A 13,342-nucleotide genomic window follows, 5' to 3' on the forward strand; every position below is an offset into this window, starting at 1 on the left:
CGTTACCCCGGTTCAACGGTACTATGACTCATCTGACTTCCTGCCATCCATCTTGACCTCCTCGCCTTTACACTTGTCAGTCAATACTTTCCTCCTTGAAAGAGACGTCAGGATCTCCCACGTTCACCTATCTGCTTTGATTACATGCCATGCTCTCAGACCCCGGGAATGCTCCGTGTATCTTCCCATAAACGACACATGGAATATTGCCTTCTGAATCATCGAAATCATCGGCCATTCCAACATACTTTTTTCGGGGCTCAATCACTTCAGCAAATGCTTACGGCCTGCAATCTCTCTGTCTACGCTTAGCCTGTGCCGTTACCGACACAAGCCCAAGACTCGATACGGAATGCGCTGGGTCTACGCTTTTCCGGTGGAACTTTCATCCACGAGTAGTATAGGCGCCTCGTGGCGCACCGATGATCCAGCGTTTAAAATAAATATTGATACAACTGGACAGTCGCGAGTTCTCGACTGAAATTTAATTGAAATTTTAAAAAATCATACAATTTTAATAGTTGTGAGAAACTAAAAAAACCTTTCAAAATGTAATTGAATTTGATAATTTCAAAGAATTGATCTACAAAGGTCTTATTCATAGATTTTTCCTTAGATCATGCTTGATTTAAGTACATGGACAAATATAAATCCAGGTTAAGAAAACGAAATTGTAAATTCCTTACCGACGCTTGCCAATATATTATTCAACTCAGTTTTCAAAAATTCAAATCCTTTATAAGCAGATGTTGATAGCCAAAAGTACTTGATATGTTTCCATAAAATTTCAATCAGATTCAACTCCGGTGAATATTTGGGGATAAAGTATAGAAAAAGGCCTCTTTCTTCCCATGTCCCAATTTGAGATTTAAAAATGGCGCTGTGATGTATTGGAGCATTATCCAGAACAACAATGGTTCTTTTTGTTATGTAACGTGAAAACGCATCAAAGCAGGCGGTTACAATATCTGAAGTAACTGAGCAGTCAAAAACGCAAGGAAAGAAATCATTTTGCTTATTCAAGAATCCCAACACATTGATTCTTGAGGTTTTTCCACTCGGAAGCAAAAGCTGCTCATCCTCATCTTGCCAGGCATATGGAATCTCAGGCACGCCGGTAAAGCCAGATTCATCAAAATAATACAAGTCAATGATATTTGCCTGATCTTCATCTTTCAAGATTTCAATTTCCTTTTGCGCTTCCCTGAACTCGTTCTCATTGCGTTTGCTTTTGAGAGATTTCCGTCCTCGACACCAACGCAGTTTTTTTTTATAATCCGTTTCAGGGTTTTTACGCTGACTTTTTTACCAAATTTTTCCTGTATTTCAGTAATGGCACTTTTAAGTTGTCTTGGATTTTTCTTCACAATATCAATAACTTCATCATGCATCTCACTATGGATCAGCGGCGTTCTTCCAGAACGTGGTTTATCAATTAAAGAGTCAAATTGATATTTTTCCCATCCATCAATCCACTTCGAAACTGTTTCCTGAGTGGTCAAACATATTTGTGAAATCTGACTGATACTATACCCAGAGTTGCTCAATCGGATTGCTTGAGCCCTGAGTTTAGTACGGTTTGACTCTTCATCCGAAAATTCAATAAGTGACAGCCATTTTAATGCCAACGGCTCAATTGGAGAAATAAATTTTTACCCGTACGTCTCATCTGATATCCTTGCTATGCAAATTTAAAAAAACAATGATTTGTTGCAAAGCAAGATTATACAGGAATTATATTTGTCCACCTACTTACTGCCTGATTTCGATAATGTTCATTTTTAAAAAAAACTGTCAGGGGTCAGTTAAATCGAAAAGAAAAATCCAAAGGCTCATGTTTTATTCAATCCTCAGTCCTTAATGGCGAACAGATTGAATTTATTTATCATTAATAATATAAAGGTAGAGGAGTAGCGTTTATGGCGCAATATACTGAAAGTACCTCTGAGGTCGTCGATACCTTGAAGGATTCTGGGCTCAGCGAAGAAACCTCTTCGGCTATTGCAGCTCTTTTAGAAAATAACAGTACTGCTGGTCAGACAACCATACAGGCCTATGATGGCATGCCTCCGGACGACGGAACCGTTATCCTGAGCGTGGGTTCTGGTCAGACATTGTCCGAAGACCCGGGTACCCCAATCATTATTATGGATGCGGATGCACCGCCTGCAACAGTTGCGTTGGATACAAATACCAGCGCCCGGATCTTTGTTGCCGGTTCTGGTGATGATAGGATCACTACGACGGGAGACGGTAACGTAAGTATTGAAACCGGCGGTGGAAATGATACCGTTATTACAGGTAACGGTGAGGATGAGGTCATTGTCACCGGTGGGGGAAACAGTAGTATTGCAACAGGTAGTGGTGACGATACCATTACACTGACCGGTAACGGTACCCCCACGATTGACGCCGGAGACGGTAACGATGTTATTATAGTAAACACCGATCAGGGTTCTGCGACTGTTGACGGTGGTACCGGGTTTGATGATGCTTATGTGCATGATAGCCGTAGCGAACACTCAATTACCATTGAGGACGGTATAGTTACTTTGAATAGTGCACCCATCCAGCTTGAGAACGTTGAAGTGGTTCAGTACAACGACGGTATCTCCATTTTGGCAGATGGCGCCTCTGAAGCCGTAGTTGGGCGTTTGTATGAAGTCCTTTTCGATCGTGAAGCTGACCTTGGCGGTCTGGAGTTCTGGCTTGGAAAGCTTGAGGACGGAGATTCTCTGCAACATATCGCTGCTTCCATGATGGCGTCAGAGGAATATCTTTCCCAGAATGGATCTCAAACTAATTCGGAGTTTATAGATAGCCTTTATGAGGGTATATTAGGCCGTGAAGCGGATACTGAAGGCAAGGAATTCTGGTTGAACAAGATGTCTGAAGGTATGTCCCAAGCTGCGGTTGTCAGTGGTTTTGCTAATAGCGATGAAGCTCACCTTAAGGGCATCGACGGAACGGAGTATGTCATTAATATGAACTCCGAATTCCTGGACAACCTTTATGATAGCACATTCGAACGTGAAGCGGATACTGAAGGTAAGGAATTCTGGCTGGGCAAAATATCTGAAGGAATGTCCCAGGCAGAGGTTGCCGCTCATTTTGCTGAAAGCGATGAAGCCGTGCAGCTTATGGGCATCAACGGAACACAGTACGTCATTGATATTGACAGTGGACAATAAGTCATTTTAAACGCTCTATTCATCCCCGACCTTCGGGTCGGGGATGTTTTTTTATTTTGTTGAATCCAGATTTAAATCACATCGCCTATCTTCCTATAAGGCCCGGCACCAGCGCAGAAATACTTGCACAACAGACGATTGGTGCGATGGTTCAGGACCGCCTGGACGAGGCTGTCAGCAGCGCCTCAATCATGCACCATAACTATCCCAATTTGCCGGAAAGCTATGTTCTATACGCCAAGGCCCTTTCAAAAGCAGGGCGGTTTTCCCAATCAATGGCAGTATGGGAAGAGGCTGTTAACTACCTTCCCCTGAAGACAATATGGCTGGCGCAGGCTATCCAGGTTGCCGTGAAAGTCGGTAATGAAGAGGTGATCAAGCGTCTCTTAAGCCTGCTGGAAGGTATTTTTATCCATCCGCCGTCTGCTGGGCTATTAGCTGAATTGACCCGGCAAGGCCGCATTGTCAGCGGAAGCGTTGGCATTCACTGTAATCAGGTAATGGGCTGGACCTGGCTTCCCGTTGGAATGGGCCCGCGAATTGAACCCATAGGGGGTGGGGCGTCGTCTCCAACAATATTACATACGTCCATGCAAATTTGCGGAACCCACGCGTTGCGAAGCTTTGCATTGGCTCTGCCGGAGTCGAAAGACGCCTATTCCCTGCGGGTATTCAGTCCGGATCATAAGGACATTCCGGGAAGCCCGCTGACCTGTGAGCCGGTATCAAGTATCAGTGTAAGAAAAACAAACCGGACAGGGCGGCCGGTCGTGCTTATGCCGGTATATGACGATAAAAGGGCCACCTGGATTAGCCTTGCCAGCCTTTTGGCGAGTCAAAGGGTTTGCACCACCCCCTTTGATATCGTGGTCGTCTGGGATCATGGCCCGGACCGGCATTTGTTCCAATATCTTGAAAGGTTGGCCCGGTTTCAAAAGATAAAACTTGAGGTAACGCCACGAAATTTAGGATTTTTAGGCGCGGTGAATCATGGCTTGCGGCAGTATCCGAACCGGGATATTGTCCTGCTCAATGCAGATACCATTGTCAATGGAGACTGGTTCGACCGTCTTCACCGGATTTCCAGGGCATGCCCCAAGGTCGGTACGATTACGCCCATGGGCTCTTTTGCCGAACTGGTATCTTTTCCCTCGCCAAGAGACCCGGCGGATGTGACCTCGCGAAAGACAACAGCTAAAATTGATCAAGCCTTTAAGGACGCTGCGGGTAGACGTCCCTGGCTGGAGATTCCGGTGGGGGTGGGGTTTTGCATGTATGTGACCCGGGAATTGCTGAACCGGATCGGCGGCCTTGACGGCTATTGGTTGTTCAGCGGGTACGGAGAAGAGGTGGATCTCTGCCTGCGGGCGAAAAAAGCGGGCTTTTGCAACCTTGTCGCCCTGAACGTTTTCGTGGCCCATTTCGGTAACCGCTCCTTTGGTCTCCGGAAAAAGGCCCTGGTCGCACAGAACAATAAAGCGTTGTTTTCCCGTTATCCCGAATACGACAAACAGTACCGGCAGTTTCTTCAGGACGATCCTCTGCGCCCCCATCGCGAAGCGGTGAGCCTGAAACTTTACAGGCCCCTGGACGGTCCCCTGCATATCCTCTATGCCTGGGATAAGGACAGCCCCAATATTGATTTGCTGCGGGAGGCGGGCAAACTGCAGAATCAAGCATGGGGGGCCTTGCTGATCCAAGACTTGGGTACTAAGACCTATGTTACACTCCAGGTACGCCGGGAGATCAAGCTGGCTGATACCCGGTTTATTCTTCCCCTTCAGTGGCCCAACTTGAAAACCGCAATGGAACGCCTTTCCCCCACCTGCCTTATGTTGCACAGCCTTGCCGCCCCGGTTCTCAAGCTCGCACAGCAGCTCGGTTATCCCATGGAATTATGCCTGGGGCAATTAACACCGCAGCTTCTGAGGCTGTGGCGAAACGGGAGCCCTTGTCCGGAAGACGCATTTAACATGATCCGCCGGGTCCATTGTCTGGACAAGGATGTGGCCGGCTGGATCAGCGCTGCCGGCATCAATGCCGAGGTGGTCTTACGGGAAAATCATATCCCGGTGTCTGAATATTTTTGTGCAGAAATACCGGCATTTCCCGCATGGCTGGTGCCGGCTCCCCGTCACCTGGAAGAGTTTCGGCGACTATGCAGTCAAGCCAGTCAGCAGAGCCGCTACGGTACGCTTTTTTATGTCCTGGGAGTTAATGATTTGTGGGGCAATACACCCAGGCCGGCCAATATCCGCCCCTGCCCACCTGTTGACAGGGAGAAAAGCACCCCTGCCAGGGCAATGCTGATCATTGGAAATGATCCGGAACAGATTCGTATGTGGTCAGCCTGGGCTGCTGACCGGAAAATTCCCTGCTACTTGAGCGTCGCATGACTCCTGAAAAATTTAAGACAACAGATCAAAGCGTTATTAAAGGCCGGATAGACGGAGTCGTCGGGCAGGGAATTTCGGGATGGGCCCTTCGCCCTTCGGATCTCGAGCAACGCCTGTGGATTGAGCTGATGGTGGACGGTGTCAGCCTGGGTGTCGGCCGGGCAGAGCACTTTCATCCGGATGCCGGACCTTATGGCGACGGCTGCTACGGATTCTGGATTCCCATTCCCCCGGTGGTCCTGACAATGGCACAGGCGGTGGAGGTTTTCGTGGCCAACACCGGCGAAACCTTTGACCGGCCTTGGGAATTGGAGAAAACGGCTTCGGGAACCAGTGAATTGAGCCAGGTTATGACGGACGGGGGGCTGCGGCTGTCCGGATGGGCCGTGGATCCGGATAATTACCGTAAAAGCCTTCGGATCAGCGCTATATTGAACAACAGAATACTTGTATCGGTGCAGGCGGATCAGCGAAGGTTCCAGCCGGATAATACCGATGGTCATGGGTTTACCTTGACCCTGCCTCTGGACCTTGCAGACGGTAATCCCCACGAAATTACGATTCAGGATGAAAAAAACCGTAACTTGAACGGCAGTCCGGTCCGGATACAAACCTTTCCTGAGCTTACAAGCGACTGGCTTCATAACGTTCAAATCACTGGGACGAACAAGGCGCTGCTAAAAATAATTCTTCAAAATTACGAAAACATCCTCCCCAAATCACTGGGATTTGGGCATTACCGAGAATGGAAGGAGAATTTTCCCCCCAACGCCCCTGCTCTAAAATTAAAAGGCGTTGCCGTCTGTCCGGCAGAGGCCCCGGCATCCGAAATAGGACGCCTGGCAGCCTCAAATGAAGGGGTATTGCTGATGTGTGAGGGCACGAATCTTCTGCCCCAGGCACTTGTCCGGATGGCAGCAGCCCACCGCGAGAAACAGGCGGCCCTGGTGTACGGGGATAGCGAGATCGAAAAAGAAGAAACCATCCGCCCCCTTTTCAAACCGGCCTGGGATCCCTTTTTATTCTGCGGGTACGATTATTTGGGCCCTGTGCTGATCGACTCCCGGATCATCCGGGACCTTGACATACGGCCTGGAGAATCCCATGTTTCCCTGCGTACGCGGCTGATTCTGGCTGCTGCCGAACATCGGGTCGCCCATCTTCCGTTTCCTGTAAGTTTGTGCAAAACCGAAATTCCGGTCGACCCGGTCGAGCGCCGGGAGGTACTCCGTGACAGCGCCTTTTTGAGGACAACAAGCGCCCAGATAACGGCGCATCCGCAGTTCACATATCTGAACCGCCTCAGCTTTCCCCTGAAGCGCCGTCCCCGGGTCAGCATCATCATTCCCACCCGGGACCGGGCCGATCTTCTTGGCGACTGCCTTGGATCCCTCGGGCAGAAAACCGCCTACGAAGCCATGGAAATTCTGATTGTGGATAACGGTTCAACAGAAGAGAAAACCTTTGAGTTATTTCGCAGGGCTGAACAGCAAGGGGCAAGGATTTTGCCTTATCCCCATGCCTTCAACTATGCGGCCATGAACAACCGGGCGGCAGTCGAGGCCCGGGGCGAAGTGTTATGTTTTTTGAACAACGACACCCGGGTAAGGTCGAGGGAGTGGCTTTTGGAAATGCTTTCCCTTCTTTTATTACCAAAGGTGGGATGTGTCGGCGCCAAGCTCATCTGGCCCAATGAGCTGGTTCAGCACGGCGGGGTGGTTGTTGGCACCCATCAGCTTGCGGCGCACGTGGGCAATGCCTGGACTACAGATGCCCCAGGGTATATGTACCGGAACCAGCTGACCCAGCAATGGAGCGCCGTGACCGCAGCCTGTCTGCTCACCTGGAAATCCATTTTCCTGGACAATGGCGGATTTGATCCGGTTCATTATCCCGTTGCCTTTAACGATGTTGATTACTGCCTGCGCATCCGGGAGTTGGGCCATCAAATCCTTTGGACCCCCTGGGCGGAGCTTGACCATCTGGAATCCGCCAGCCGGGGCAAAGACCTTACCCCCATTCAAAAGGCCAGAAGCGACATGGAATATCATCATTTCAGAACCCGATGGGGGCATTATGATGATCCTTTTTATAACCCGAACCTCACTCTCAGCGCTGTTGTAGAGCCTTTTGATGGTCTGGCTCTGCCGCCGCGAAAACGAAAAACACGCCTATGAAAAAAAGTATCCTGTTCATCCACCAAAGTTTTCCGGGCCAATTCGGCCGTTTGGCACAAAAACTCGCAGAAGAAGGACACCGGGTCATCGCCCTGGCCCTGACCCCCCAGGGCCAGGTGCCGGGTGTCAGCCAGATCCGATACAGCCTGAAACGGACCCCTGGAAAAGATATGCCCTACCTGCTCAAGGAAACCGATGTCAAAATCCTTCGCGGTGAAAGCGCGGCAGACGCCATGCAGAAACTGAAAAGCCAGGGATTTAATCCCGATGTCGTCTATGCACATCCCGGCTGGGGAGAAGCTTTGTTTGTCAAGGAGGTCTGGCCGGATGCCCGGCTTGTGGTTTATGCGGAATGGTTTTACAATACAGAAGGCCAGGAGGTGGGGTTTGATCCTGAATTCCCGCCCACTTCCGATGCGGATAAACTGCGCATCCACCTCAAAAACACCCCGTTTCTTCATGCCCTGAACGATGCCGACCTGGCCATTACCCCGACCGAGTGGCAGAAGAGCCGTTTCCCGTCCTGGGCACAGGAGAAGATGGAAGTGGTTCATGACGGCCTGGACATTGCCAAAATCAGGGCAGCAAAGCCCGGTGCCCTTGGGATTCCGAAGCAGTCGGTTTCCCTGAAGTACGGGGATCCCGTCGTTACCTTCGTGGCCAGGCATCTTGAGCCGGTCCGCGGGATTCACATGTTCATGCGGGCCGTTCCCCAGATCCTGCGCAAGCGCCCCGATGCCCACATCGTCATCCTGGGTAAGGATGCCGGTACCGGATACACCGGATACGGCGGCATCAACCCCCTGGGCAGTACCTGGCGTCAGAGCCTTCAGGATGAATTGGGCAGGGACCTGGACCTTTCGCATGTTCATTTCCTGGGTACTGTCGATTATAAAGTTTACCTGACCATACTCGGCCTCAGTGCCTGCCATGTCTATCTCACTACGCCTTTTATCCTTTCCTGGTCATTTCTCGAAACTGCGGCCCTGGGCGTGCCCATGGTCGCTTCCGGTACGGCACCGGTTCGCGAATTTTCCCGTCTTAACGGGTTGCACCTGGTAGACTTTTTCGATTATGCTGCCCTTGGCGCCAAGGTTGTGGACATTTTAGGGCAGCCGGTATCACGGACGCCAAACGACCTGGAAGATCAAAGCCTGGATAGTACGTTGCCCGTCCTTACGGATCTTCTGCTGAATCAGGCGGGTCCGATCCATAGCCCGCGCCCGGTCGTCAGCGCGCCTGAGCCTTTGCGCCCAAAGCCGGCGTCCAGGAGAAAGAATCGCAGAAGATAATTCTCATTACTCATTACCCATAACACCGCAGGAATTGGTTCTTATGAAAATGCTTTGTATCACAGGAGTTTCAGAGCCGGATTTAATCCAGATTGAAGAACGCTTTTGCCAGGCCGGAATGGCAGCATCACTTTCCATTGAACGAAACGGCAAGCAGCTGAACATGCGGCAATGGCATGATCGTTTTTGCGATGACGCTTTGATGGCCGAAGAGATGCCTTCCATCGGCAAATTTGGTGAGCAGCTTGCCAGTGAAATTTTTTTTTCCAACATGGATTCTTTTTGGGGATGGGCAGATAACCGCAGCGTACACCTGCTGGATTTCTGGGGCGATTTCGATCCCCGCATTGTGTTTGTGCTGACCTGCTGCTCCCTGGAGCATTACCTGGCCCGGCTCATGGAAAATCGGGATGCCGCCTCCCTGGACCTGGAGGTCCTTGTCTCCCAGTGGCATCAGTGCCATGCCCATCTGCTCCACTTCTATCACGCCCACCCGGAACGGTGCCTGCTTGTGGAAATCCATGACTGTGCCGCGCACTTCAACGTCCTGATTCAGGCCTGCCGGGACAAATGGGATCTGTCTCTGACAGGTATCCCGGAACCCGGACCGGAGCCGTATCCGTTCCCGGTCCCCCTGGCGCGGCATATAGCGGCCGGGTTTACAGGTCCGCTCAAGGAAGCCGAAAGCCTCTGGAATGAGATAAAATCCACGGTTTCGACCCTGATCCCGGACACCTTCGAGTCTTCAGATAGCACGCCTCCGGGCCATGTTTCGTTCATTCATGTGGTCCAGAGCTATCAGACATTAAAAGACAGGAGTGCAGAGTTCCGCCGGATATCGGATTTAGAAGAACAGCTTGAAGACAAAGCCGGCCGGGTGCGCGTTTTTGAAGAACAGACATCCACCCTGCAAAAAGAGCTGGGAGAGAAAGAGAGCCGGTTCAAGGATCTGGAACAGAAAAGCCGGGAAGCCAGTGAAGAAAACGAAGTGATCCTCCGCCAGTTGCACCAGGTTCAGGAGGAACTTGAGTCCATGCTGCTCAAGAAACAGCAAGTGGAGAAGCAATGGGGTGAGCAACAGAAAAAACTTCAAGCCGATGTCAACGGCAAGGATCAGCAGTTAAAACAGCGCGAAGAACAGATCTCCATCCTGGAGAAACAGTTGACGGAGGGCGCGGAAAAGCTCACTCAACAGCAGCAGGCTGCGGCAAAGAAAGATCGTGATCTTGATCAGCTTAAAAAAGAACTGGGACAGAAAGAGACCCGATTCAAAGATCTGGAGCATAAAAATCAAGAGATCAATGAAGAGAACGAGCTGATCCTGCAGCAGCTCCACCAGGTGCAGGAGGAGCTGGAGTCCATATTCCTTAAAAAACAGGAAACGGAGCATCAATTTTCGGCCCTGCAAAAAGAACTGGGGCACAAAGAGACCCGGTTCAAGGATTTGGAACAGAAAAATCAAGCGGTCAATAAAGAAAAAGAACAAACATTGCTGCAATTGCAATCGTTGAGAGACGAACACAAAAAAAACATGCGGGAAAGTGAACAGCGATTGTATGAGCTGCACGAGGCCCAGGAAAAGCTGGCGCATTACCTGATCCGGTATCAAGAACAAACCAAATGCCTTGAAATGGCCGAGGCCAGATGGGAACGCCTGTTGAAGCGCATGCCCGATTATTGCGATTACGGTGATGTCCGGATCATCCAGGGGGAAGACGGTACCGGCCTGATCTGTGAAGTCCGGGACCTGGAAGTCGGGTCACAGAGGTATCCTGCGCTTGAATTTGAAACATTTCTCCTGGGGGGCGTTGCCGGGTTGAGATTTAAACATCCTGACCATATCACACAGGGGGATCTGATCCCGGTGGCCCAAACATCTGAAGAAGCCAAAAAACAAAGTAAGCTCCTCAAAAGCCTGTCAACATCGGAGTGGAGCCTTTTGCATACCACGGCACAGTTTCTTAAAAGCTGTCTCAAGACGGAAATATTTGATGAAGAGACGCTGCCGGCCTCTCTCGTCCAGAAAACCCTCAGGGGTCTGGACCGTTTTTCCGAGGTTATTGCCGGATTCCCGCAAACACTTCGGTTTGACGAAGTCAATATTGATGAAAAAACGCTTTCCAAAGATTGCGAGTACCTGGAAATCTGCCTGGAAAACGTGAGTTGTGGAGATTTTGCTGCCCCTGAATTTGTTTTCCGGCTTTCCTGTGCCGGGCTGCAATCCTTTGATTTCGGCAGCAACCCGCGTCTGGAATTCCCTCAGGAAACCGGCATCATCCTGAAAAATTGGTTTGACAGTTCAAACAATCCTGATGATCCCAGGCTCGAACTGAGGTTTGCCCTCCCTGAAGCCATGGATCTGGAGGTGTGGAACCAATTGTCCGGAGAGGATGCCGAATTTATCCGTATGCTTATCTCTCATCTTCCGGCCCTGGTCGAGGAAAACGCCACCTCATCGGGACAGGAAGAGTCTAAATGGTCGGCTGTGGCCCGGAATGTGGAACAGATTTTCAAGCGCCGCACCCAGGTGCATGAGATTCGGGTGGCTTGAAAAAACGACAGGACAACAAGCAGAAAAGAGGCAACACAATGAGCATTCGCGCAGCAGAGAGACAAATTTTCACCCTTATGTCCAGGCTGGCCCCGCCTGCAAATATTGTGCATGTCGGGGCCGGCACCGGCACCGGATATCTGCACCAGTGGCACACCTGGGATCTGAACCAGGCGATTGTTGTGGATGCAGGCGCGGAAAAGCTTGCCTGGGCCGAAGCAAAATTCGGGCATGCAATAAACGCCGTGGTCGGTGCCCGGAATGAACAGCGCCCTTTCTATACAGCCGGTAACCCCGATGAAAACAGCCTTGTTCCTCCGGCATCTCTCCAGTATATCTGGCCGGGACTGAAACCGGCAGGAGAATCAGACGTGCAGGTGCAAACGCTTGATACGGCCCTTGAAAGTGCCGGCATTCCAACCCCCCATGACAATACCTGGCTGGTGATCGATTGTTTCTGTGCCGCCGACATTGTGCAGGGGGCAGCCACTCTGCTGCCTGTATGCAACCTGGTGTGCACAAGGGTCCTGAACACCGATTCAGACCCTGAAGACGAATTGCTGCATACCTCCACCCTGCATGCCATGACCGTTATACTGGAACCCCGGGGGTTCCGCTTTGTGCACCTGCACCCCGGTCTGAATCCCGCAGCAGGGCACGCATTTTTTATCCGCGATTGGCATGCCCATGCCCTTGAATTGGAAAAACAGGCTTCTGAGCAGCATGTCCAGCAGCGGGAGCGGGCCGAAACCCTGGGCCGGGAAAAAGCAGCCCTGGAGAAGCGCATCAAAGAGGTTGAGGATGCCCAAGCCGGTCTTGAGCAACAGGTCACTGCAGGCAAGAAAGAACTTGAATCCAAAATCAAGGCCGAAACAGAGTTCCGCCAACAGCTGGATGAACAACAGAAGCAGGTTCAGCATATGACCGAACAGAAAAACGCCCTGCAACAGCAGCTGACCCAAAAGGAACAGCAGCACACTGAAACCGCAGCCCAGCTGAAGCAGAAAAACGACGCAGCCGCGGCCCTGACCAAAGAGCGGGACCAGCTCAAACAGCAGCTTGACGCAGCCCAGCAGGCACACAAACAGACTCAGGAACAACTCACCAAACTGAAACAGGAAAAAGAACAGGTTTCGCAGCAGCACACCCAGCAGCAAAAGCAGGCCGAAATCCTTGGCCGGGAAAAAGCAGCTCTTGAAAAGACCAACAAAGAGCTTCAGGATGCCCAAGCCGGTCTTGAACAACAGCTCAATGCCGGCAAAAAAGAATTTGAAGCCAAAGTTGCCGCAGAAAAAGAGTTGCGCCAGCAGCTGGCGGAATACCAGCAGCAGGTTCAGCAGATCACCGAGCAGAAAAATACCCTGCATCAGCAGCTGACCCAGAAAGAAAAGCAAAACACAGAAACCGCAGCCCAGCTGAAACAGAAAAACGACGCAGCCGCGGCCCTGACCAAAGAGCGGGACCAGCTCAAACAGCAGCTTGACGCAGCCCAGCAGGCACACAAACAGACTCAGGAACAAGCCAACACTGAGCAAGATCAGGCAAACGCCAGAATAAAAGAACTCCAACAGCAAAACCAGAGCCTGAGCATGAAAGAACAGCAACTCCAGGAGCAGACAGCGGATGCGAATCATCGCCAGCGGTTGCTCCAGGAAGAACTTGCCCGGGCTGAAGCACAGATCGACCTGATCAAGGATCTGCTCCTGCGCGAACAGGAAAAAGAGGATTAGCTGAT

Annotated in this window: 8 protein-coding genes; 6 read left to right on the forward strand and 2 right to left on the reverse strand. The window is 50.9% G+C overall.

Annotated elements, in window-relative coordinates; translation table 11 throughout:
- Positions 1–657: 657 nt before the first annotated feature.
- Both DESPODRAFT_RS21185 and DESPODRAFT_RS21190 read right to left on the reverse strand, forming a co-directional pair.
- Positions 658–1,263 carry an IS630 family transposase gene (locus DESPODRAFT_RS21185; RefSeq protein WP_040016018.1) on the reverse strand — a complete coding sequence of 202 codons (606 nt, stop codon included), beginning with the start codon at positions 1,261–1,263 and terminating at the stop codon, positions 658–660.
- Positions 1,176–1,628, reverse strand: coding sequence for a helix-turn-helix domain-containing protein (locus tag DESPODRAFT_RS21190; RefSeq protein ID WP_245531931.1), 453 nt, complete (start codon positions 1,626–1,628; stop codon positions 1,176–1,178). The genes DESPODRAFT_RS21185 and DESPODRAFT_RS21190 overlap by 88 nt, the downstream gene beginning before the upstream one ends.
- A 291-nt stretch (positions 1,629–1,919) precedes the next feature.
- Here DESPODRAFT_RS21190 and DESPODRAFT_RS14995 point away from each other — a divergent pair, with 291 nt between their 5' ends.
- From DESPODRAFT_RS14995 to DESPODRAFT_RS15020, 6 genes are read left to right on the forward strand one after another with little or no spacing between them, the layout of a single operon-like run.
- Positions 1,920–3,191 carry a DUF4214 domain-containing protein gene (locus DESPODRAFT_RS14995; RefSeq protein WP_004074501.1) on the forward strand — a complete coding sequence of 424 codons (1,272 nt, stop codon included), beginning with the start codon at positions 1,920–1,922 and terminating at the stop codon, positions 3,189–3,191.
- Between the two features lie 59 nt (positions 3,192–3,250).
- Positions 3,251–5,587, forward strand: coding sequence for a glycosyltransferase family 2 protein (locus DESPODRAFT_RS18790; protein WP_157488498.1), 2,337 nt, complete (start codon positions 3,251–3,253; stop codon positions 5,585–5,587).
- A complete protein-coding gene (locus tag DESPODRAFT_RS15005; RefSeq protein ID WP_004074503.1) occupies positions 5,584–7,764 on the forward strand; it encodes a glycosyltransferase family 2 protein in 2,181 nt (726 codons plus the stop codon). The genes DESPODRAFT_RS18790 and DESPODRAFT_RS15005 overlap by 4 nt, the downstream gene beginning before the upstream one ends.
- On the forward strand, positions 7,761–9,056 hold the full coding sequence (locus DESPODRAFT_RS15010; protein WP_004074504.1) for a glycosyltransferase: 1,296 nt from the start codon (positions 7,761–7,763) through the stop codon (positions 9,054–9,056). Before DESPODRAFT_RS15005 ends, DESPODRAFT_RS15010 begins: the two co-directional genes overlap by 4 nt.
- A 43-nt stretch (positions 9,057–9,099) precedes the next feature.
- A complete protein-coding gene (locus tag DESPODRAFT_RS15015; protein WP_004074505.1) occupies positions 9,100–11,607 on the forward strand; it encodes a coiled-coil domain-containing protein in 2,508 nt (835 codons plus the stop codon).
- On the forward strand, positions 11,604–13,337 hold the full coding sequence (locus DESPODRAFT_RS15020; RefSeq protein ID WP_040016020.1) for a coiled-coil domain-containing protein: 1,734 nt from the start codon (positions 11,604–11,606) through the stop codon (positions 13,335–13,337). The genes DESPODRAFT_RS15015 and DESPODRAFT_RS15020 overlap by 4 nt, the downstream gene beginning before the upstream one ends.
- Positions 13,338–13,342 lie beyond the last annotated feature (5 nt).

The sequence above is a fragment of the Desulfobacter postgatei 2ac9 genome (assembly GCF_000233695.2).
In the GTDB taxonomy this organism is placed as follows: domain Bacteria; phylum Desulfobacterota; class Desulfobacteria; order Desulfobacterales; family Desulfobacteraceae; genus Desulfobacter; species Desulfobacter postgatei.